The organism is Nonomuraea sp. K271, assembly GCF_009908215.1.
Classification (GTDB): domain Bacteria; phylum Actinomycetota; class Actinomycetes; order Streptosporangiales; family Streptosporangiaceae; genus Nonomuraea; species Nonomuraea longispora.
In genome coordinates this window covers 1-21,413 of record NZ_JAAAHR010000133.1, presented here as the reverse complement: position 1 = coordinate 21,413, position 21,413 = coordinate 1, and the positions used below count along the sequence as shown (strand labels likewise).

19 protein-coding genes are annotated in these 21,413 nt (G+C 71.6%); 9 read left to right on the top strand and 10 right to left on the bottom strand.

Annotation, left to right across the window (positions count from 1 at the left end):
- Positions 1-46: 46 nt before the first annotated feature.
- Both GUY59_RS34095 and GUY59_RS34090 read right to left on the bottom strand, forming a co-directional pair.
- A complete protein-coding gene (locus GUY59_RS34095; RefSeq protein WP_138205599.1) occupies positions 47-820 on the bottom strand; it encodes a 6-phosphogluconolactonase in 774 nt (257 codons plus the stop codon).
- Positions 817-2,088: an AGE family epimerase/isomerase gene (locus GUY59_RS34090; protein ID WP_161714835.1), complete on the bottom strand. Its 1,272-nt coding sequence runs from the start codon at positions 2,086-2,088 to the stop codon at positions 817-819. Before GUY59_RS34090 ends, GUY59_RS34095 begins: the two co-directional genes overlap by 4 nt.
- 100 nt (positions 2,089-2,188) lie before the next feature.
- Here GUY59_RS34090 and GUY59_RS34085 point away from each other — a divergent pair, with 100 nt between their 5' ends.
- The 5 genes from GUY59_RS34085 to GUY59_RS34065 all read left to right on the top strand — a co-directional run bounded on the left by GUY59_RS34085 (position 2,189) and on the right by GUY59_RS34065 (position 8,017).
- Positions 2,189-3,178, top strand: coding sequence for a LacI family DNA-binding transcriptional regulator (locus GUY59_RS34085; protein ID WP_138205596.1), 990 nt, complete (start codon positions 2,189-2,191; stop codon positions 3,176-3,178).
- A 64-nt stretch (positions 3,179-3,242) separates the two neighbouring features.
- Entirely contained in the window at positions 3,243-4,046 is an 804-nt protein-coding gene (locus tag GUY59_RS34080) for a sugar isomerase domain-containing protein (RefSeq protein ID WP_201761670.1), read from the top strand.
- On the top strand, positions 4,037-5,365 hold the full coding sequence (locus GUY59_RS34075; protein ID WP_138205594.1) for a neutral/alkaline non-lysosomal ceramidase N-terminal domain-containing protein: 1,329 nt from the start codon (positions 4,037-4,039) through the stop codon (positions 5,363-5,365). Before GUY59_RS34080 ends, GUY59_RS34075 begins: the two co-directional genes overlap by 10 nt.
- Entirely contained in the window at positions 5,362-6,486 is a 1,125-nt protein-coding gene (locus tag GUY59_RS34070; protein ID WP_201761669.1) for an N-acetylglucosamine-6-phosphate deacetylase, read from the top strand. Before GUY59_RS34075 ends, GUY59_RS34070 begins: the two co-directional genes overlap by 4 nt.
- A 37-nt stretch (positions 6,487-6,523) precedes the next feature.
- Positions 6,524-8,017: a sodium:solute symporter family protein gene (locus GUY59_RS34065; RefSeq protein WP_138205592.1), complete on the top strand. Its 1,494-nt coding sequence runs from the start codon at positions 6,524-6,526 to the stop codon at positions 8,015-8,017.
- Between the two features lie 45 nt (positions 8,018-8,062).
- Here GUY59_RS34065 and GUY59_RS50975 read toward each other — a convergent pair whose 3' ends face one another.
- The 8 genes from GUY59_RS50975 to GUY59_RS34025 all read right to left on the bottom strand — a co-directional run bounded on the left by GUY59_RS50975 (position 8,063) and on the right by GUY59_RS34025 (position 17,647).
- A complete protein-coding gene (locus GUY59_RS50975; protein WP_138205590.1) occupies positions 8,063-10,465 on the bottom strand; it encodes a discoidin domain-containing protein in 2,403 nt (800 codons plus the stop codon).
- On the bottom strand, positions 10,455-11,579 hold the full coding sequence (locus GUY59_RS34055; RefSeq protein WP_138205588.1) for a hypothetical protein: 1,125 nt from the start codon (positions 11,577-11,579) through the stop codon (positions 10,455-10,457). Before GUY59_RS34055 ends, GUY59_RS50975 begins: the two co-directional genes overlap by 11 nt.
- The gene (locus tag GUY59_RS34050) at positions 11,576-13,087 is read right to left on the bottom strand and encodes an alpha-L-fucosidase (RefSeq protein ID WP_201761668.1); all 1,512 of its coding nucleotides are present in this window, start codon (positions 13,085-13,087) and stop codon (positions 11,576-11,578) included. The genes GUY59_RS34055 and GUY59_RS34050 overlap by 4 nt, the downstream gene beginning before the upstream one ends.
- The gene (locus GUY59_RS34045) at positions 13,084-13,263 is read right to left on the bottom strand and encodes a DUF6903 family protein (protein WP_138205586.1); all 180 of its coding nucleotides are present in this window, start codon (positions 13,261-13,263) and stop codon (positions 13,084-13,086) included. Before GUY59_RS34045 ends, GUY59_RS34050 begins: the two co-directional genes overlap by 4 nt.
- 28 nt (positions 13,264-13,291) lie before the next feature.
- Complete coding sequence (locus GUY59_RS34040; RefSeq protein ID WP_132337224.1) at positions 13,292-14,173, bottom strand: carbohydrate ABC transporter permease; 882 nt, start codon at positions 14,171-14,173, stop codon at positions 13,292-13,294.
- A gap of 12 nt (positions 14,174-14,185) precedes the next feature.
- Positions 14,186-15,178: a carbohydrate ABC transporter permease gene (locus tag GUY59_RS34035; RefSeq protein ID WP_252375135.1), complete on the bottom strand. Its 993-nt coding sequence runs from the start codon at positions 15,176-15,178 to the stop codon at positions 14,186-14,188.
- The gene (locus tag GUY59_RS34030) at positions 15,171-16,493 is read right to left on the bottom strand and encodes a carbohydrate ABC transporter substrate-binding protein (protein ID WP_138205584.1); all 1,323 of its coding nucleotides are present in this window, start codon (positions 16,491-16,493) and stop codon (positions 15,171-15,173) included. Before GUY59_RS34030 ends, GUY59_RS34035 begins: the two co-directional genes overlap by 8 nt.
- A gap of 137 nt (positions 16,494-16,630) precedes the next feature.
- Entirely contained in the window at positions 16,631-17,647 is a 1,017-nt protein-coding gene (locus tag GUY59_RS34025; RefSeq protein WP_138205582.1) for a LacI family DNA-binding transcriptional regulator, read from the bottom strand.
- A gap of 92 nt (positions 17,648-17,739) precedes the next feature.
- On the opposite strand from GUY59_RS34025, the gene GUY59_RS34020 reads away from it, so the two are divergent.
- From GUY59_RS34020 to GUY59_RS34005, 4 genes are all read left to right on the top strand, one after another.
- Complete coding sequence (locus GUY59_RS34020) at positions 17,740-19,623, top strand: glycoside hydrolase family 35 protein (RefSeq protein WP_252375134.1); 1,884 nt, start codon at positions 17,740-17,742, stop codon at positions 19,621-19,623.
- 49 nt (positions 19,624-19,672) lie between these two features.
- Positions 19,673-19,819 (top strand): hypothetical protein, encoded by a 147-nt coding sequence (locus GUY59_RS34015; RefSeq protein ID WP_161714834.1) that lies wholly within the window; start codon positions 19,673-19,675, stop codon positions 19,817-19,819.
- Between the two features lie 189 nt (positions 19,820-20,008).
- Complete coding sequence (locus tag GUY59_RS34010) at positions 20,009-20,407, top strand: YbaB/EbfC family nucleoid-associated protein (protein WP_138205580.1); 399 nt, start codon at positions 20,009-20,011, stop codon at positions 20,405-20,407.
- A gap of 44 nt (positions 20,408-20,451) precedes the next feature.
- On the top strand, positions 20,452-21,413 hold a 962-nt coding region (locus GUY59_RS34005), incomplete at its 3' end, for a hypothetical protein (protein ID WP_161714833.1).

Sequence of the window (21,413 nt, the reverse complement as noted above, 5' to 3'; positions counted from 1 at the left end):
ACCACGGGGCTCACCACGGGGCTCACCACGGGGCTCACCACGGGGCTCACCGGTACGCCTCCAGGTCGGCGAAGAGCGTGCAGGCCGGGTGGGTGCGCAGGACGGAGGCGGGGCAGCTCTCGCTGACCGGCCCGTCGAGCGCGGCGGCGAGCGCGGCCCGCTTGCCCGCGCCGGGCACGGTGGCGACCAGCGTGCGACCGGCCATCAGCGTGGGAACGGTCAGCGTGATCGCCCGCCGGGGCACCTCGGCGAGTGTGGCGAAGCACCCGTCGCTGACCTGCTGCCGCCGGCAGTCCTCGTCGAGCTCGACCACCTTGACCACGAGGGGGTCGGCGAAGTCCGCCACCGGCGGATCGTTGAACGCCAGGTGGCCGTTGTCGCCGATGCCCAGGCAGACCAGGTCGATCGGGGCACTGCCGACAAGCCCGGCGTAGCGGGCGCTCTCGGCCTCGGGGTCGTCGCCGGGCTCGATCACGTGTACGGCGCCAGGACGTACGGCATCCCAGAGCTCCTCGCGCAGGAACCGGCCGAACCGCTGGGGCGCGCCGGCGGGCAGGCCGATGTACTCGTCCATGTGGAAGACGGTGACCCTGGACCAGTCGATGCCCTCGGCCGCGCGCAACCCGGCCAGCGTCTCCCGCTGTGAGGGAGCGGCCGCGAAGACGACCCTGGCCTCGCCGCGGGCGGCGAGCACCGCGCGCAACGCCGCGACCGCGGCCCGCGCCGCCGCGGCGCCGGCCTGCGCCCTGTCGCTGAAGATCCGGACACCGAGGTGCCCGGCCGTCCGTTCGATCAAGGGGTCCGCGTTCGCGGCCGTCACGTCCGTCCTCCCTGGGAGCGGAGCTCACGGAGCTCGATGATCTGCATGAGGTTCCTGGCGATGTGGTACGGGTCCTTGACCGGCAGCGCGACGACCTCGTCGAGGGGTTCCCCTGCCCGGTTCCTGATCTGGATCCACTCCTCGCCGTCCGCTCCGCCGGGGAACGTACCGATCGTGTAGTCCCAGATCCGGTCGAACCAGCGGGCCGCCTCACGGTCGCCGTAACGCTCGGCCGCCAGCAGGGTGGTGTAGGCGGCCTCCGTGTGCACCCACCACAACTTGGTCGACCAGGTGCGCCTGACCAGGTCTTCGTACGGCCCTCCCGCCGGCCTCCCCGAGACGCCGACGTAGCGGAACAGCCCGCCGTGCTCGTCGTCCCACCCCGCCGCGCACAGGGCCGGGACGCCGGCCAGCAGGTCGCCGACGTCGCCGCTCTCGCCGAGTGCCTCGCCCGCCTCCAGCGCCATCCAGATGCCCTCCAGCGCGTGGCCGGGGGTGCGGTGCCGGGCGAGAATCGTGTCGCGCATGCCGGGATCGGCCACGAACGTCTCGGTGAACAGCCCGCCGTCCTCCCTGTGCGCGAGCATGGCGCTGCGCGCGGCGCGCAGCTCGTCCGTGTACGGGTTCGTCCGGCCCGCCGAGGCGGCCTCGTGGGCGCGTGCCTGATCGAGCCGGGCGTTGAGGACGATCATGCGGGCGCCGAACCCCGAGCAGCCGGGCGGCAGCGGGTACGGCGGCGTCGGCGGATCGCCCGCCTCCACGTCGTCCGCGATCCGCCGCACGATGGCGTCGATGGCCGGCAGGTGGACGGGCGAGCCGGTGTACCTCGTGAGTTCGGCGAGCCCCATGGCGACGAAGGCGTCGGCGAAGATGCTGCGCTCCGCGGGCAGCGGCCGGCCGTGCTCGTCGAGCGCCGTGCCGCCCCGCCGGTCGAGGACGTAGGCGCACCGGCCGTCGCGGCCGACGGCGTGGTCGAGCAGGAAGGACGCGCCGCGTTCCGCGTGCCCGATGAGCGTGGCGGAGCCGGCGCCGAGCCGGCCCGGCGAGAGCAGGCCCCGGTCGGCGAGCCGGGCGGCGCGGGCGAGCAGCCACACGAAACGCCCCTGCGACCAGGTGAACTTGTCGGTGGACAGCAGGCGCCTGCCGCGGTTGTCGAAGCAGGTGAAGAACCCGCCGTGCTCGGTGTCGATGCCGTTCTCGAGCCAGAACGGGAGGACGACCTCCTCGAGCTGGCTGCGGGCGACCTGCTCGGGCTGCTCGGAACCCATGCCGTCCTTTCCTGCGAAACGATGAAAGCGATTGCATGGATTCTTGCTCCGCTAGAGTACTCCGGTCAAGCTGGGGTGAGCCGAGGCCGAGGAGCGCGGGTTGAGCAAGCCGACGATCTACTCCATCGCCCGGCGGTGCGGCGTCTCGGCGGCGACCGTGTCGCGGGTCTTCAACCGCCCCGAGCTGGTCAGCCCGGCGGTCAGGGACCAGGTGACGGCCGTCGCCCGCGAGCTCGGCTACCTGCCCAACCCGGCCGCGCGCGGGCTGGTCACGGGCCGGGCCGAGACGATCGGCTTGATCGTCTCCGACATCACCAACCCGTTCTTCCCGCTGCTCGTGCGGTCGATCCAGCGTACGGCGGAGCGGATGAGCAGCTCGGTCATGCTGGTCGACGCGGAGGAGAGCGCGGCGGCGGAGGTGCGGCACGTCGCCCGGCTGCGCGGCAGGGTGGACGGGGTGATCGTGGCCTCGCCGCGCTCGTCGTCGGCCGCGCTGCGCGAGGCGGCGAAGGGGCTTCCCTGTGTCCTGCTCAACCGGCCGCTGCGCGACCTGTCGTCGGTGATCTGCGACAACACCAGCGCGCTGTTCGACGCGGGCGAGCATCTGCACAAGCACGGTCACCGCAGGTTCGCGCTGCTCGCCGGGCCGAGCGCGTCGTGGGCCGCGGCCCGGCGCTCGCATGCGGTCCGCAGGTGGGCGCGGGGCCGCGGGGTCGAGCTCACCGAGCTCGGGCCGTTCCGGGCGACGTTCAAGGGCGGCAGGCAGGCCGGCGCCGCGCTGCTGGAGACCGACGCCACCGCGGCGTTCGCCTTCGACGACCTCACCGCGTGCGGGGTGCTCGCCGAACTGGCCGGGCGGGGCGTCTCCGTGCCCGGCGAGCGCAGCGTCGTGGGCTGCGACGACGTGCTGCTCGCCCGTACGGTGACGCCGAGCCTGACCACGGTGACCGCGCCGATGGACGGTCTCGGCGCCACCGCGGTCCAGGTGCTGACCAGGAGGATCGAGGCGCCCGGCGGCGCGCCGGAACACCACAGGCTGCCCGGCGTGTTCGTGGCGCGCGACTCCACGGGACCGTGGCCGGCCTCTTGACCAGGGTTCGGCCGTGGTCTTGAATGCCTGCAATCGCTTTCATCGGTCATAAGGAGCTTGCAGGGTGCGAAACGGACGGCCCAACGGACGGCCCGACGGCCGGCACGCGTCGCTCATGCGCACGTACGCCGAGCAGGTCGCGGGCCTGATCGGCAGGATCGAGACCGAGGAGGCCGACGCCGTCGGGGCGGCGGCGGCGCTCATGGCCGACCACATCACCGTGCGGGGGACGGACCGGCTGATCTACGTCTACGGCCCTGGCGGGCACTCGAACCTCGCCGCGCAGGAGGTGTTCTTCCGCGCGGGCGGCCTGGTCAACGTCAGCGCGATCCTCGACGAGGGCACGCTGCTGTCCGGCGGCGCGCTGCGTTCGATGGCCATCGAACGCACCCCCGGCTACGGCCGCGTCGTCATCGAGGACAACCGGCTCGGCGCGGGCGACCTGCTCATCCTGGTCAACGCCTACGGCATCAACGCCGCGCTCATCGACGCCGCGTTGACCGCGCGCGAGCGCGGCGTCACCGTCATCGGCGTCTCCTCCAGGGAACACGCCGACAGGACCGCGCCTGATCATCCGGCCAGGCATCCCACCCGGCAGAACCTGCACGACCTCGTCGATCTGCACATCGACACGAAGGTGCCGGTCGGCGACGCCGTACTCGAGATCGAGGGGGTGCCCGAGCGGGTCGGCGCGATCTCGACGTTCGCCAACGCGTACACGCTCAACTGCGTCATGGCCGCGGCGATCGCCGAGCTCGCCGAACGCGGCACGGTTCCCGAGATCTGGCGCAGCGGGAACGCGCCGGGCGGCGACGAACGCAACGCGCTCTTCCTCGACCGCTTCCGGGGGCGGGTCCGATGGTTGTGACGGGGAACGGCCTGCTCGCCGGGGCCGCGGTCACCGACATCACGCCGCCGCCCGGCGGCTCGCTCGCCGGGTACGCCGCCAGGACCTCCGCGTCCACCGCCGTGCACGACCCGCTGCAGGCCACGGCAGTGGCGGTCTCCGACGGTACGACCACCTCCGTCGTGGTCTGCGCCGACCTCATCGCCCTCGACCCGGAGACCACCCGGAGCATCGCCCGCGACGTGCGCGAACGTACGGGAATTCCGGAGGAACGGGTGGCCGTGGCGGTGACGCACACGCACGCCGGACCAGCGGTGACAGGGGGAGGCATCGGCGGGGTCGCCGACCCCGCGTACGTGCGGCACGCCTGCTCGCGGATCGCCGGAGCCGCGGGGGCCGCGCTCGGCGCGCTGACGCCCGCCGTGCTCCGCCGGGGCAGCGGCACGCTGCACGGCGTCGCGAGCAACCGGCGCGGCGGGAGCCTCACCGACTCCGTGGTCCCCGTCGTACGGCTGGAGCGCGTGGACGGCGAGCCCATCGCCGCCGTGTTCTCCTACGCCTGCCACCCGGTGACGCTCGGCCCCGACAACCTCCGGATCACCGCCGACTGGCCCGGGTACGCGCGGCGGCACGTACAGGCCAGGACCGGCGGCGTGGCGATGTTCCTCCAGGGCTGCTGCGGCCAGCTCAACACCGGGCACACCGCGCTCGACAGCCTGCGCGGCACCGAGCCGCGGCCGGGCAGGACCTTCGAGGCCGCGCAACGCATCGGCGCCCGGGTGGCGGAGGCCGCGCTCGCCGCTCCGGCAGAACACGTCACAGCGCCGGTCACAGCGCCGGTCACAGCGCCGGTCACAGCGCCGGTCGCTGGGCCGGTCGCTGGGCCGGTCGCGGGGCAGGTGTCGGTGGCCGCCGCGCGGGTCGAGTTGCCGCTCGGCGAACCCCTCGCGCCGGACCGGTTGCGGGCGCTCGCTGACGAACCCGACGGCATCTGGGCGGACTGGGCGCGCGCCCAGCTGGCCGACCCGGGGCCGGAGGCGGTCGAGGTCCAGGTCGCCGTGCACCGGTGGGGCGGCGTGCCGCTGGTGTTCCTGCCCTGCGAGCCCTTCGTCGAGTTCGCCGTGGAACTGCGCGCCGCGCTCGGCGATCCCGGGCTGCTCGTCGCCGGTTACACGGGCGGGGTCCCCGGCTACCTGCCCTACCCGGAGGCCCACTACGAGGCGGGCGGCTACGAGATCTGCGAGGCCCACCGCGCCTACGGGCTGCGCGCCGCGTTCACCCCCGAAGCCGGCCGCCTGGTCATGGCCGCCGCCAGGACCCTGGCAGGGGAGGCACGGTGAAGGTCGAGGGCAGGCTCGCCGACGGGCGTCCCGTACGCGTCGAACTGGACGGACCGCGCATCGCCGCGGTCACCGAGCTCCGCGACGCCCCCGACGTGCTGGTCCTGCCCGGCCTGGTGGACCTCCAGGTCAACGGGTACGGCGGCCGCGACGTCAACGCGGACGACCTGTCGGCCGACGACGTGGCCGAGCTGACACGGGAGCTGTGGAGGCGCGGCACCACGACGTGGTGCCCCACGATCATCACCGCGCCCGAGGACAGGATCCTGAGGAACCTGCGCGTGATCGCGGCAGCGAGGCGGGCCGATCCGCTGGTCCGGCACGCCGTACCCGCCGTGCACGTCGAAGGGCCCAGCCTGGCGGCCGAGGACGGGCCGCGGGGCGCGCACGACGCCCGCCACCTGCGCGACCCCGACCTCGCCGAGTTCGGCCGCTGGCAGGAGGCGGGCGGCGGCCTCGTGAGGATCGTCACGCTGGCCCCCGAGCGGCCGGGCGCCGTCCCTTACATCGCCGAGCTCTCCCGGCGCGACGTCATCGTGTCCATCGGGCACACGGCGGCGGCGCCCGCCGACATCGAGGCGGCCGTACGGGCGGGCGCGCGGCTCTCCACCCACCTCGGCAACGGCGCCCACGCGATGATCCGCCGCCATCCCAACTACATCTGGACGCAACTCGCGGAGGACCGGCTCGCCGCGACGTTCATCGCGGACGGCCACCACCTGCCGGCCGACACGTTCACCGCGATGGTGCGGGCCAAGGGAACCGGCCGGGCGCTGCTCGTCAGCGACTCCGTCACGGTGGCCGGATGCGCGCCGGGCGACTACACGACCCCGGTCGGCGGCCGGATCACCGTACGCGAGGACGGCCGGGTGACGCTGCCGGGAACCGACCTGCTGGCCGGTTCAGGTAGCTCGCTGATCGAGTGCGTCGCCTGGGCGGTCACCCACACGGAGATCGACCTCGCCACCGCGCTGCACCTGGCCGCGGCGAACCCGGCCCGGCTGCTCGGAACCGAGGGCGGCCGGATCGAGCCCGGCGCGCCGGCCGACCTGATCGTCACCACGTCCGACCTGTCCGTCCTGCGCACCTTCGTGAACGGCGTGCCCGTTCACGGCGCCTGAACCGCACCGCTCCCCACCCCCCGAACTGGGAGATCTCATGGGCTTTCTCGACTGGCTAGTGATCTGTGGCTACTTCGTGGTGATGATCGCGATCGGTGTCTGGGCGAAATCCCGCATCCGTGACGCCAAGGACTTCTTCACCGCCGGAGGCCGCATGCCCTGGTGGTTGTCCGGCATCTCGCACCACATGTCGGGATACAGCTCAGCGGTGTTCGTCGGCTACGCGGCGATCGCCTACACCGCCGGGTTCACCCTGTACGTCTGGTGGGCGATCGGCATCACGTTCGCGATGCTGGTCGGGTCGGTGCTGTTCGCGCCGCGCTGGCCACGGCTGCGGCAGCGGCTCGGCATCATCTCGCCGCTGGAATATCTCGCGACCCGCTACAACGTGCCCGCTCAGCAGGTGCTCGCGTGGAGCGGCACCGCGCTGAAGGTCTTCGACGTGGGAGCCAAGTGGGCGGCGACCGCGCTGCTGCTCCAGGTGTTCGCGGGCGTGCCGATCGCCTGGGGCGTGCTGCTCACCGGCGGCGTCACGCTGGTCTACTCGACGATCGGCGGGTTGTGGGCCGACGCGCTCACCGACCTCGGCCAGTTCGTCATCCAGCTCGTCGCGGGGATCACGCTGTTCGTCGCGGTGCTCGCCCAGCTCGGCGGCGTGTCCGCGATCTGGACGCTGTGGGACAAGCTGCCCGAAGGACACGGCCAGCCGTTCAACGGCACGTACACCATGGGCTTCGTCCTGGTCTACCTGCTGATCAATACGCTGTCCTACAACGGCGGCACGTGGAACCTCGCCCAGCGGTTCATCGCCGCGCCGACCGGGCAGTCGGCCAGGCGCGCCGCGCTGTTCTCCGCGGGCCTCTACCTCTTCTGGCCCCTCGTGCTGTTCTTCCCCATGTGGGCCGCGCCGGTCCTGCTCCCCAACCTGGCCGAGCCCGACCAGTCGTACGCGCTGCTGACCCAGCAGTTGCTGCCCGGCGGGCTCATCGGGCTCGTGCTGGCCGGGATGTTCGCCCACACCATGGCCATGACGTCCTCCGACGCCAACGCCATCTCCTCGGTGGTGATCAGGGACATCATCCCCGCGGTCTGGAAGCGGGCGCAGCGGATGTCGTCCACGTCCGAGCTGCTGGCCGGCCGGGTCTCCACGTTCCTGTTCATCGCGCTGTCGATGGGCATCGCGCTCGGCGCTGACAGCTTCGGCGGCGTGCTCGGCCTGCTGATCCTCTGGTTCGGCGCGCTGGTCGGGCCGATCGCCATCCCGATGTTGCTCGGCATGTTGCCGATGTTCCGCCGCAGCGGCCCCGCCGCCGCGATCGGCTCCTGGGCGACCGGGCTCGTGGTCTTCGCGCTCCTGAAGTACGTCTTCCCCGGTCAGAGCCAGACCGTGGAGGTGGCCGCCCCCGTCCTGTCGGCGCTGGCGGTGTTCGTGCTCGTCGGCCTGGTCGCTCCGGCACGCGACGCCGAGGCCGACGCGCTGGTCGACTCGCTGGACGAAGAGCAGCCCGAGACCGCCCCGCGTCAGCACTAGCCGGAGGTACGGGGCGGACGCCGGCACGTCCACCCCGTACCGTGGTCATCCGGCCGCGCGGTGAACGGCGATCTCCGTCATCGTCGGGCTGTACTCCTCGCCGGGCAGCCGCTCGGTGAGCGACACCCGCAGCTTGGACGTCGTGACGTCACCGAACCCGGTGACGGACGCGTCGTGGCCGATGCCGTCGGATCCCTGGGCGAACGTCACCCAGGAGCCGCCGGCGGCGTCCCACCGCTGCAGCTCGTACGACCTCACTCGGGGGTTGGTGCCCGAGTCGGTGTACTCGTCGAGGTACACCTCGTCGAACGTGGTGTCCGCGCCGAAGTCGACGTCCAGCGTGATCGGGTAGGAGGCGTCGTCGGCCGCCGCCCAGCGGGTCGCCGGGTCGCCGTCGGTCAGGTTCTTCGCGACGAGCGTGCCGTTCGCGCCCGGATGGGTGGAGCTGGCGCTGACGGACTTGCCGAGGGCGAGGTTGACGCGGTCGTCGCCGGTCTCGTCCTCGATGGGGTCGTCGTCCACCGGATCGGTGACCTTCTTGCCCCTGCGGCTCTCCGCCATGCCGATGTCGGGCGCGTCGCCGTAGTAGATGTGGGTGCCGAGGAAGTCCTCGGTGCCGAGGTGGGGGTTGTAGCGGCCGGCGTCGATGAGCGGGGAGTTCCCACGGAGCCTGAAGTGGGCGGCCGCCTTGCGGATGTTCTTCACGCCCGCCCCGGTGACGTAGTCGGCGGGGTCGCCCGCGAACTTCGGATCGACGCGCAGACCGCGCGGGTCCGCCGGCTCCTGCGCGGAGTGGGTGCCGCTCGCCTCGTAGTAGTCGTTGTTGGAGAACACCGCCTGGCGCAGCGCGCCGGTGCGGCGGTACCACGGCGTGGCATCCGTCTTCGAGGTGTTGTAGAAGATGTTGTTCAGGAAGTAGACGGTGCTCAGGAACGTCTCGTCGTGGAAGGTGTCGAGGTCCGCGCCGTCGTACACGAACGTGTTGTTCGCGAAGTAGGTCGGCGAGTAGTTCGTCGACAACATGTTCTTCACGAGCACGCCGTTGTCGTTGACGCTCAGGTTGTAGCGCGCGACCGAGTTCGAGCTGTTGCCCATGTACGCCATCCAGCCCGCCGCGTTGTCGTGCGAGTAGTTGAACTGGTAGGTGACGTTGAAGTTCGTGTACTCCAGGTCCCACGGCGTGCCGTCGAACTCGTTGTCCGGGCCGCCGTAGACCTCGTTGTACTGCATGACCGAGTCGGCGCCCGCCCACAGGTAGAGCCCGCACGACACCGCGTCGTAGCGTTGGAGGAATCCGTTGACCTCGTTGTACTCCGAGATCAGGTTCTTGCTGTTGGCGAACTGGAACGCGCCCTGGCCGACGCTCTCCGCGTAGTTGTGGCTGATGGAGACGTCACGGCTGTACAGGTCGCGGGTGCGCACCCAGAGCTGCTCCCAGCCCTCGTGGAACTTGCCGCTCTCGTCGTACTCACCGGCGTCCTGACCGTCGGCGGCGAACCAGTTGAACGCGAACTGCACGGCGTGCAGCTCCACCTTCTTGAAGGTGTTGTTCTCGATCCTGACGTCCTTGAAGTAGTGGCCGCCGGTGCCGTACTCCTTGTAGCCCTTGCCGCCGAAGACCTGGAAGTTGACGCCGCCGTAATGGATCTTCTGCCAGGTGCTCGGGCCGTCGAGGTCGTGGACGTGGACGTCGGAGACGCGGAAGTGGTCCATGACGCTGTCCGCGCCGGCCTCCAGCAGGTCGGCGTTGATGGAGACGGAGATGCCGTCGCGGACGTACGTGCCGGTGGTGATGTCGGTGGCGAAGTCGTCGTCGTTGGACAGCTCGACGTGGTCGATCTCGAAGTACTGCTGGTTGCGCAGCACGATGGCCCCGGTCAGGCCCACCGTCTCGGGGTTCTTCGTGCCGTCGGCGCGGAACGGGTTCGGCACCTTGCCGTTGGTCGCGATGTAGGGCAGGCGGGCGCGCGGGTCGCCGTAGGCCGAGATGGTGATCGGCCGCTTCGCGCGGCCCGAGCCCTTCGGCCAGAGCTGTTCGTCGTGCCACTGCTCGCCGGCCTTGAGCAGGATGCGGTCGCCCGGCCCGAACGTCGTGGCGCTGACCTTGGCCAGGCTGCGCCAGGCGGTCCTCCGCGAGGTGCCGGCGGCGTCGTCGCGGCCGTTCGTGGCGTCGACGTAGTAGTCGGTGCCGCCGGTCCGGTTCGGTTTGTTGCCGGGCAGGTCCCGCTTGCCAGCCCGGTCGGAGGCACGGTCGGAGGCACGGTCGGAGGCCCGGTCGGAGGCCCGGTCGGAGACGCTGCCGGGGGCCGCCGCTGCAGCGGGCGCGGCGGGGGCGAGCGAGGCCGTGACGAGCGCGGCGAGCAGGGCGGACAGGCCCGTGCGGAGCGCCCGTGTCACGGGCCGCCGCCGGGCCGGAGCGCCGGGGGGTGTGGTGCCGTCAGGTTTCACTGTGAACTTCCTCTGTGGTGATGGCCTCCACCGCCGCCGTGTCGACCGTGACGTGACCGTCGTCCACGCGGCGCTGGAGGTAGGCGCCGAACTTCTTGTCGATGAGCGACTGCCGGATCCGCCGCGCGTACTCGGCGAACGCCGCGTCCTCGTCGACGGACTTGCCGGTGAGCTCGTAGTAGGTGACCTGGCCGTCGCCCCGGACCGGGGCGGAGATCTCGCCCGGCGCGAGCCCGCCGAGCACCGCCATGAGGTCCTGCTGGTGGGCGGCCATGCCGCCGCCCTTGTGCGTGGCCTTCGTGAGCCGGGCGCCCGGCTCGCCGGCGAGGTCCGCGAGCCGGCGGGCGTCGTCCACCCGCCGCTGCAGGCCCGCCAGACGCCCGGCGGACGCGCCGTCCGTGACCGGCACCACGAGCTTGGCGTACGTGTACGTCGTCGCGTTGGCGCTCCAGGCGTCCGGGTGGGCGTCGAACTGCCGCCGGACGTCGGCGTCGCCGACGTGCAGCGGGCCGTCCGCGTCCGCGCTGAGCCGCTGCTTCAGCCGGGTGGTGAGCTCGGTGAGCCGGTGCGAGTAGTACTCGTCGGGCGAGAACTCCGTCAGGCCGTACACGACCTCGCCCCTGGTGAGGGCCCGCGCGCGCCGTTCGTTCTCCTCGGCCAGCTCCTCGAGGAACGCGGCGTGGTCGACCGCATCGACCAGCCGCTGCTCCTTCGCCAGGATGAGCGTCGTCTTGTCCCGCTTGACCTCATCGAGCGCGCGCTCGGCCAGCCGCTGGAGCGCGCTGCGGTCGCCGGCCCGCGCGTCCCAGTCGACGGCGCCCGTGAGGTGGTAGCGGTTGCGCAGCTCGTTCTGCACGGCCGGGGCCAGCCGCCGCATGTGGAAGAGCAGCTCGACCCTGGTCACGGCGTGCCCTGCGACGGAGGCGACCTCGCCGCCGCGCTGGCTGATGACCGAGCCGGTCAGCAGGAGCGCGGCGAGCACGGCGCACACGCCGGCGAACAGGACGGCTGCCCGCCGCGACGGCCCGCGCCCCGCGCCCTTCGTGACCGGGCCCTTCCCGCGGCCTTTCGCGGTGCCCTTACTCGCGGGAGGCTTCTTCGCGGAGGGCTTCATGGCGTCGCCTCGATCGCGGCCGCCCGGGCGACCACCGGGGTGTCCCGGAACTGCGGGATCTCGATCCGCACCGCGTCCACCTCGGCCGCCGGGAACGTCAAAACGCGCTGATAACCCACGGCGTTCGCCTCGGCGAGCCGCTCCCACCCGCCGTCCCCGTGCCCCCGGACGACGACGTGCTCGATGCGCTGCCCCTGCGCGATGTCCTCGCCCACGACGACCGCCTCGATCGGACGGGGCCCGGCGAAGGTGAGCGTCAGACCGGGCAGCGGGTCGTCGCCGTCCGGCCGCCACGGCGTACGGCCCCCACCAGGCGACCCACCAGGCGACCCACCAGGCGACCCACCAGGCGACCCACCAGGCGACGCGGCGGGCCACTCGGCGGGCCAGGCGGTCGCGACGTCGCCGGGGGAGCCGGACGACACCGTCGCGACCGCCTTGGCCCGCCGCCTCCTGAAGTCGTCGATGCGCCGCCCTAGCCGCTCCAGCACCGCCACGTCGGCGTCCCGCATCCGCCCGTCACGCGCCGGGGGGACGTTGAGCAGGAAACAGGAGTTGCCGCCGACGGAACGCAGGTAGATGTCGAACAACGTGTCCGCGGAGCGGACCTCGCCGTCCTCGGCGGGATGGTGGAACCAGCCGGGGCGGATCGACGTGTTGACCTCCGCCGGATACCACACCAGGTCGTCCTCGTGCCCCGCCAGCGCGGCGCGGCTGCCGAGGTCGCGGTCGTCGCTGCGGACCAGACGGGCGAACGCGCCGTCGTCGGCCTGCTGCGAGCGGTCCGCGATCCGCTCGGCGTCCTGAAGGGCTCGCGGGACCACGCTCCACTCGTCGGGGCGGGTCGCCCCGGCCTCGTTGCCGCACCAGCGCACATCGGGCCCGCACACGTTGATGACCGCGTCGGGCTGCAGCTCGCGGACCACCGCGTAGTACCGCTCCCAGTCGTACACCTGCCGCCTGCCGTTCGGGCCCTCGCCGTTCGCGCCGTCCAGCCAGACCGTGAACACCGGTCCGTACCGGGTGAGCAGCTCGGTCAGCTGGGCCACGTAGAAGTCGTCGTACGCGGCGCCGGAGCCGTACGAGGCCTCGTGGCGGTCCCAGGGCGACAGGTAGATCCCGAACCGCAGCCCGTGCCGCCGCGCCGCGTCCGCCACCTCCGCGACCACGTCGCCCCGGCCGCCGCGCCACGGCGACGACGCCACCGAGTACGTCGTGACGTCGCTCGGCCACAGGCAGAAGCCGTCGTGGTGCTTGCAGGTGAGGATCACGCCGGTCATTCCGGCAGCCTGCAACGCCGTGACCCACTGGTCGGCGTCGAGATCGGCCGGGTCGAAGGCGGCCGGGTCGTCGTGTCCCTCGCCCCACTCACGGCCGGTCATCGTGTTCATGCCGAAGTGGACGAAGCCGTAGAACTCCATCTCCTGCCAGGCGAGCTGGCGGCTGCTCGGACGTACCCGCACCAGCGCCCGCCCGTCAGGGACGGCGCCGGTCCGCCGCGCGCTCACCGGAACCTCCGGTTGTACGCGGCCAGCACGGCCAGCAGCCCGGCCAGCGCGACAAGCATGATCGCCAGGTTGCTCCACCCGGCCGTCGATCGGGCGGCGACGACCACGGCGACGCAGCCCGCCGCGACGAGTGCCCTGGCGGTGACGAGCAGCGCGCTGCGCGTCGATTGCTTCATGACGATTCCTCTCGCCGGGGAGCGCCGGTCAGCCCTTCACGCCGCCGGACGCCATGCCTTCGATGAGCCGGCGCTGGATGAGCGCGTAGAAGATGAGGACGGGGACGATGACGATGACCATGCCGGCGTACAGGCGGCCGTAGTCGGCCGCGGCCTTCTGCGCGGTCATCAGGTTGAGCAGGCCGACCTGCAGGGTCTTGCCCTCACCCGGGAGCAGGGTGAGCGCGATGATGTAGTCGTTCCAGTAGGCCAGGAAGTTGAACAGCAGCACGGTGGTGAGCGCGGGCCGCGCCATCGGCAGCATGACCCGGGTCATGATCTGGAAGCGGGAGGCCCCGTCGAGGGCCGCCGCCTCCTCGAAGTCGACGGGGATCGACCGGAAGTACGCGGCGAGCAGGTAGACGGTGAACGGGATCGAGGTGGCCGCGTAGACGAGCGAGAGGACGGCGGGGTTGTCGATGAAGAAGCCGCCGGGGAACACGTCGACGAGCGCGCGGTCCCAGCCGACGAGCATGAGGAAGATCGGCACGACGATGTAGTTGACATTGACGAACAACCCGGCCAGCAGCGCGACTTCCACGAGGCCGCGGCCGCGGAACTCGTACCTCGCCACGACGTAGGCCGCCGGCACCGACACCGCCACGACGAACACGAGCCCGAGCACCGTGACGAGCACCGAGGTGAGGAAATAGTGGCCCATGCGCGCGGTGACGAACGCGTCGACGTAGTTCTGCAGGTGCAGACCCTCCGGCAGCGTCCAGGGGCTGCCGTAGAACTCGCTCTTCCCCTTGAGCGAGGCGAGCAGCACCCACGCGACCGGCACCGCGATGGCCAGGGCGATCGCGATGACGAGGACGTAGGTCAGCGCCCTGCCGGGTCTCGGCCGTGCGGCGCTTGTGATCGTGGTCATGGGTGGTGTTCCTCAGAACTGGAGGGGCTCACGTCGTGTCGCCCGGCTCACCAGCAGCGACACGAGGAACGAGAAGGCGAAGATGACGACGCCGATGGCCATGCCGTAGCCGTACGACGAGTTCGTGTAGGCCTGCTTGTACATGTAGCTCAGCAGCACCTCCGACGAGCCGTCGGGCCCGCCGCCGGTCATGGCGCGGACGAGCACGAAGCTGAGGTTGACCGCGCTCATGACGAAGAAGGTCAGCGTCGTGCGGAGGTTCTGCCAGATGAGCGGCAGGGTGATGGCGAAGAACTGCCGCACCGGGGACGCGCCGTCGAGCGCGGACGCCTCGTACACGTCCTCGGGGATGCTCGCCATGCCGGCCATGTAGAGGACCATGTAGTAGCCGAGCGACTGCCAGACCATCGCGATCGCCACCGACCAGAGCACAAGGTCCTGGTCACCGAGCCAGACCTGGCGCAGCCCGTCGAGCGACAGCGCCTGCAACGTGCCGTTGATCAGGCCGTTCTCCTGGTCGAAGACGGCGGAGAAGATCGCCGCGATGACGACCACCGACAGCACGCTCGGGACGTAGAGGACGAACCGGTAGAGGCTGCGGCCCCGCAGCCGCTGCCGTGTCATGACCGCCGCCAGGAACAGGCCCGTGCCCATCGTCACCACGGTCACGACGACCAGCAGCGCGACGGTGTTCTGGAACGCGCGGACGAACTGCGCGTCGTCGAGGAGCGCGGTGAAGTTGTCCAGCCCGACGAAACGCATGTCGGGGGAGAAGCCGCTCCAGGTGTAGAACGACATCCGGAACACGTTCAGGGTCGGGACGACCATGAACACCGCGAAGAGCACGAGCGCGGGCAGCAGGCAGGCGAGCACGAAGAGACCGTTGCCGCGGCGGCGCGGTGCGGACCCGGACGCGCCGCGCCGGCCGGGTGCGGGCCCTGCCGCGCGCCGCGTCGCGGTGCGCGGCGGCAGGGTGCCCGGTGGGTTGCCGGGCACGTCAGCCACCCGCCTGGCGCAGCTTCTCGCTGGCCTCGTGGAGCGCGGTCTGCCACTGGTCCAGGGTCTTGTCGCCGCTGATGATGCTGTTGGCGGTGTCGAAGAGCGTGGCCTTGATGTCGACGCCCTTGACGGGCGCGGTGCTGGCGAACCCGCCGACGAGGGCGGCGACCGACGGGTCCTCGTAGACCTTGTAGAACTCGGCGTTCTCCTCGGTCAGGTTGCCGGCGACGCCCTCGATCGGCTGGATCGCGTCCGACGCGGCGAAGATCTTGGCCGCCTCGTCGGAGTAGAGGTAGGCGACGAAGTCCTTGGCCGCGTCCTTGTTCTTGGCGGCGGCGGGGACCCAGACCGACTCGACCGACGTCGTGATGTAGCGCTTGCCGCCCTCGGTGACCGCGGGCAGCGGCGTCAGGCCCCACGCGAAGCCGTCGGCGCGCGGGGCGTCGGCCATCTCGCCGACGATCCACGTCCCGTTCGGCATGAACAGCGCCTTGTTGTCCAGCACGGACTGCTGGTTCTTGGTGAAGTCCTGCTCGTTGGCGTAGCCGACCGTGGTCGGCGCGGCGTACTTCAGCAGCCGGGCCGTGAGGTCGAGCGCCTGCCGGGCCTGCGGCGTCCGCCACACACCCTGCTTGTACGTCATGACGTCGGTGTAGAACTGCTCCCCGCCGATGTCGGCCAGCAGCGAGAAGAAGTAGGAGTCCAGGTAGCCGGCGGTCGGGTAGGTGAACAGCGCGACGTCGTCCTTCTTGGCCTTCTCGCCGAGCTCGAACATCTCGCCCCAGGTCGCGGGGACCTTCCAGCCCTTCTTGTCGAAGAGGCCCTTGTTGTAGAACAGGCCTGTCGGCGCGTAGTACATCGGCATCGTGTACGTCTTGCCGTCGCCGTAGGGGTTGGTGTTGAGGTTGCCGACGATGCCCTCGATGAGCTTGTCGCCGACGGTCTTGTCCTCGCCGGGGACCTTCGCCTGCAGCACGGGCGTGAGGTCCTCTAGGGCCTTGTCCTTGATGAGGGTCTCGGTGAGCGCGGCCTTGCGGCCCTGCCCCAGCACCACGACGTCGGGGAAGCGCCCCGCCTTCATGTTGGGGGTGATCTCGTCCTCGATGCTCTTCGAGATCTGGAGCTGCACGTCGACGCCGGGATGCGCGCTCTCGTACGCCTGGATGACCTTGGTGTACATGTCGCGCCCGTAACCGCCTTCGAGGGCGGCGACGCTGAGGGTCGTCGTGCCGGAGTCCTGGCCGTCCCCTTCGGCCGCGCAGCCGGTGAGCAGTCCGAGCGCCGTGATCGCGGCGCTCGCGAGGACGAGTGATCTCCTCATGGTTGTGGGATCCTTCCGTTTTCGGCTGCCCACCTGACGGGGCGGAGGAACGGGTCCGGGGTCCGGACGTTGTTACAGTGGCATCGATAACATGGCCGACGCAAGAGGGTACTTCCTGGAACGACCCCCATCAGGGCTCAGCGGGAGCGCGGCGGCGCCGTGGACGCCCGCACCGAGAGCGACGCGGTGACGAGCGTCTCGCCGGCGTCGGCCTGCCGCAGCAGCAGCGCGACGGCCGCCGCGCCCGAGCGGTAGAAGTCCTGCCTGACGGTGGTCAGCGGCGGGGTGCAGTAGGCCGCCAGCTCGATGTCGTCGACGCTGACGATGGACACGTCCGCGGGCACCGACCTGCCGCCCTCGCGCAGGGCGCGGATCACCCCGAAGGCCATCTCGTCGCTGGCGGCGAACACGGCGGTCACGTCGGGGATCATCGCGAGGACCTGCCCCTGCCGGTAGCCCGAGTCGGGCGACCAGTCGCCCTCCAGCGGGGGCGGCGCCTCGACGCCGGCCGCGGCCAGGCACTCCTGCCAGCCCTGCCGCCGCTGCCGGGCCTCGATCCACTCGTCGGGCCCCGAGACGTGCCACACCTGGCGGTGCCCGAGGTCGAGCAGGTGCCGCGTGGCGATGCGGCCCGCCTCTTTCTGGTCGATCCCGAGCACCCGGGCGCTCGCGGTGCGCGAGCCGTCGAGGGTGACGGTCGGGATGTCGCGGGTGATGTCCTCCATCTTCTGCGTCACGGAGATCAGTGGCACGGCGATGACGATGCCGTCCACGCCCTGGTCGGCGAGCTTGGACAGGGAGCGCTCCATCAGGCCGGTGTCGAGCCTGGCGATGGTCGCGATGCTCACCGCGTAGCCCTCCTCGCCCGCCGCCGCCTCCACGCCCGCGGTCACCGCCGAGCGCGAGTAGTAGCCGCCCGACTGCAGCAGCACGAGCCCGATGGTGTGGCTGCGCCCGGAGGAGAGCACCCTGGCCGCGTTGTTGAAGCGGTAGCCCAGCTGCTCGACGGCGGCGAGCACCCGTTTCCTGGTCTCCGGGTTGACGTTGGGCGAGTCGCGCAGGGTGCGCGAGACGGTCTGCGCCGACACCCCTGCCGTCCTCGCCACGTCGGTCATGCTCGGCTGCCTCGCGGGCCGCTCGGTGGCTCCGGTCATGGCGCTCCTCTCTCGCGGCCTGCCCGCGGGCTCGTCAGGTGGATCCTACCGCGTTTGTTACAGATGGCATCGATAACATAGGCTCTCGCACCGTGATCGAGCTCCCCGCGCCTGATGCCTCCCCGGACCGGACGACGAGCACGGCCGACGCGCCGGCCCACGCGCGGGCTGATGCGCCGGTTCACGCGCCGGCCGGCGCGGCCGCGAGCGCGCTCACCTGGCGCGGGCGCCGCCTGCACCGGCACGGCGTGCCCCACCGCATGCTGGCGGGAGGGCTGCACTACTTCCGCGTCCACCCCGGCCTCTGGCGTGACCGGATCCGCCGCCTCGCCGACCTCGGGCTCAACACGGTCGACACCTACGTGGCGTGGAACTTCCACCAGCCCCGCGAGGACGCCCCGCCGTGCTTCGACGGCTGGAGGGACGTCGAACGGTTCATCCGCATGGTGGGGGAGGAAGGGCTCGACGTCGTCGTCCGGCCGGGGCCGTACATCTGCGCGGAGTGGTCGAACGGCGGCCTGCCGAGCTGGCTCACCGCCCGCGACGTCGCGCTGCGCAGCTCCGACCCCGCGTTCACCGCCGCGGTCGGCCGCTGGTTCGACGAGCTCATCCCGCGCATCGCCGCGCTGCAGGCCGCCGAGGGCGGGCCCGTCGTGGCGGTGCAGGTGGAGAACGAGTTCGGCAGCTACGGCGACGACCAGGCCTACCTGCGCTGGAACCGCGAGGCGCTGACCAGCCGCGGCATCACGGAGCTGCTGTTCACCGCCGACGGCCCCACCGACCTGATGCAGGACGGCGGCACCCTGCCCGGCACCCTGGCCGCCGTCACCCTGGGCTCCAAGCCCGACGCTGCCCGTCGCCTCCTCGCGGCGCGGCGGCCGGACGAGCCGTTCGTCGTCGCCGAGTTCTGGAACGGCTGGTTCGACCACTGGGGGGAACGTCACCACGTCCGCGGCGCGGACAGCGCCGTACGCGTCATCGAGGGCATCATCGCCGGCGGCGGCAGCGTCAGCGTCTACATGGCGCACGGAGGCACCAACTTCGGGCTCTGGGCCGGCGCCAACGAGGAGGACGGCCGGTTGCAGCCCACCGTGACCAGCTACGACTCCGACGCGCCCGTCGCCGAGGACGGCACGCTCACGCCCAAGTTCTACGCCCTGCGGGAGGCGCTGGGCGCCCGCGGCCCCGTACGGGTGCCGGAGCGCATGCCGACGCTGCCGCCGGCGCGCGTCCCCCTCGCGCACCGGGCCGACCTGCTCGCCGGGCTCGGCGCCGTACCCGCGCCCACCTCGACCGGGCCGCGGCCGGCCTCGTTCGAGCGGCTCGGGCTCGACGCGGGGATGGCCCTGCACACCGCGCACCCGCGCATCCCGGCGGGCGAGCACCGGCTGGTCCTCACCGACGTACGCGACCGCGCCCTGGTCTTCTGCGACGGCACGTTCCTCGGCGAGGCCGGCCCCGGCCGCCGCGAATTCCCGGTACGCGGGGCCGGCGCCGTCGTGCGCCTGGAGGTCCTGGTCGAGAGCCTCGGCCGGGTGAACTACGGGCCTGGCCTCGGCCGGCACAAGGGCCTGATCGGCCCGGTGCTCGTCGACCGGCGGATGGTCCAGGGCTGGGACAGCACGCCGATCGCCCTGCAGGAGTGGACCGAGGCCGAGACGGCCCGCGCGCTCGACGCCGGCCCCCCGGCCACGCGCAGCGGGTTCGCCGTCGCCACCGTGCGGGCCGACACGCCCGCCGACACCTTCCTGGCGCTGCCGGGGTCGGGCCGCGGTCTCGTCTGGGTCAACGGGTTCCTGCTCGGCCGCTACTGGGAGGTGGGGCCGCAGGTCACGCTGTACTGCCCGGCGCCGCTGCTGCGCGCCGGCGAGAACACCGTGACGGTGCTGGAGCTGGAGCGGCTCGGCACGGTCCTGGAACTGCGCGACCGTGCCGAGCTGGGACCGGTGGAGGAGTACGTCGAGGAGTTCGGCTGACCCTCCGCCGGGGCGCGTGACCGGGCAAGGCGGGGGTAGGGGCAGGCACATGGCACTCATGGACCGGGTACGCGCGTACATGCGCAGCCCCAAGGGCAGACAGAACGTCGAGAAGGCCAAGCGGATGGCCCGTGACCCGCACACGCAGCAGAAGGTACGGCGCTTCCTGAACCGCTTCAGGACGCGCCGCCACTGACCCCTGAACCATCGGCTCGGCGACGGCCGCCGTGCGCGCGCCGACTCCGACGAGGGCTGCGAGACGCATTCCGGCTGCTTGCCCTGGTTAGAGCGGTATTCCCGTTCCCCGTCGATATTAAGTACGTTGCGATAGTCCGTGGTGTATACGGGACGTACGGTGCTTGTGTGTCGACGTGAGGGGCAACCGATGGTAGGTGACGAGCAGTGGAAACTGCTTGAGCAGCTCGTCCAGGAGGTGAACCAGCAGACCGAGCAGCTCAAGCAGATGCAGGAGAAGATGCGGGACCTGTCGGCGACCTCAAGGTCGAAGGACGGCATGGTCAGCGTGACCGTCGGCCCGCGCGGCGAGGTGCGGACGATCGACCTCGACCCGCGGGTCTACCGCAAGTTGTCGCCGTCGGAGCTGTCCGCCGCGATCGTCGAGCAGATCGGCAAGGCCGCCCGGCAGGTGCGCGGCGACATGAAGGAGGTGATGGAGCCCTTCGTACCCGATCTACCCACCGATGATCTGTTCGGCGAGGACATGAGCTTCGAGGCGTTCCTGCGGCGGCCCGGCAAGCCGCCGGGGCCACGGCCGCCAATGTGACCAGCCGGCCAGCACCCCCCGACCGAAAGCGATGACACCGTCCGATGGCGCTCGATCTCAGCCTCGTACCCGACATCGTGAAGCCGATGGCGCAGCCGCTGACGGGCGGGGCGCTCCCTGAGGCCGCCGCCGACGACATCATCGCCCAGGCTTCGACACTGGAGAACCTGGCGGACCTCCTCGCCAGGCTCAGGGCGGACGACGCCGGCGCGGTCGTACGGATGTTGCGCGGCTGGGAATGGCAGGGCCCGGCCAAGGAGGCTTTCGAGCAGGTGTTCGCCGCGCTCGGCGGGCAGCCGGACACCACCGGCGGGCAGTCCGGAGAGGCGCTCCTCGACCTGCTGGAACAGGCGCTGCGGGACGAGGCGGCCGCCCTGCGCGAACACGGCGTGCGGATGCAGCACACCGAGTGGATGATCTACGCCTCCCTGGCGCTGCTCGGCGCGATGATCGTCAAGCTGCTGGTGTGGATCTGGATCCACGGGCCGGCCGTGCTCAAGCTCATCCAGCACAACACGCTGCTGACCCGCATCCGCATCCAGACGATCAAGCGGCTCGTGCTGAGCAACATGCTGATGTTCGCCGGGATCAGCGGCGGCCTCGACCTCGGCGTACAGGTGGCGCAGCAGCTCTGGGGAGTCCGCGAGGCCGGTGACTTCGACGTCGCGTCACTCGCGCTGTCCACCGGCAGCGGCGCCCTGACCGGAGCCCTGTTCGCGGGCGCCAACGTGGGCCTCTCGCGCATGCTGAGCCGGGACATGGTGTACCTCGCCTCGGAGGCCCAGCTCGCCGTACGCGACCGGCTCGTGGCGTACGGGCAGAGCATCTACGGCCAGGCGCTGCTGGGCGGGCTGGCGGGCACGGGGGGCGCGGTCCCCGGCCTGGCGCTCAGCGGGCAGCTCGACCCCTCCCACGTGGCCTACACCTTCATCGCCGGGGTCTCCGGCGGCCTCGGCATCCCGGCGGCGGCGCGGGTCAGCTACACCCCGCTTCCGTCCCCCCACCC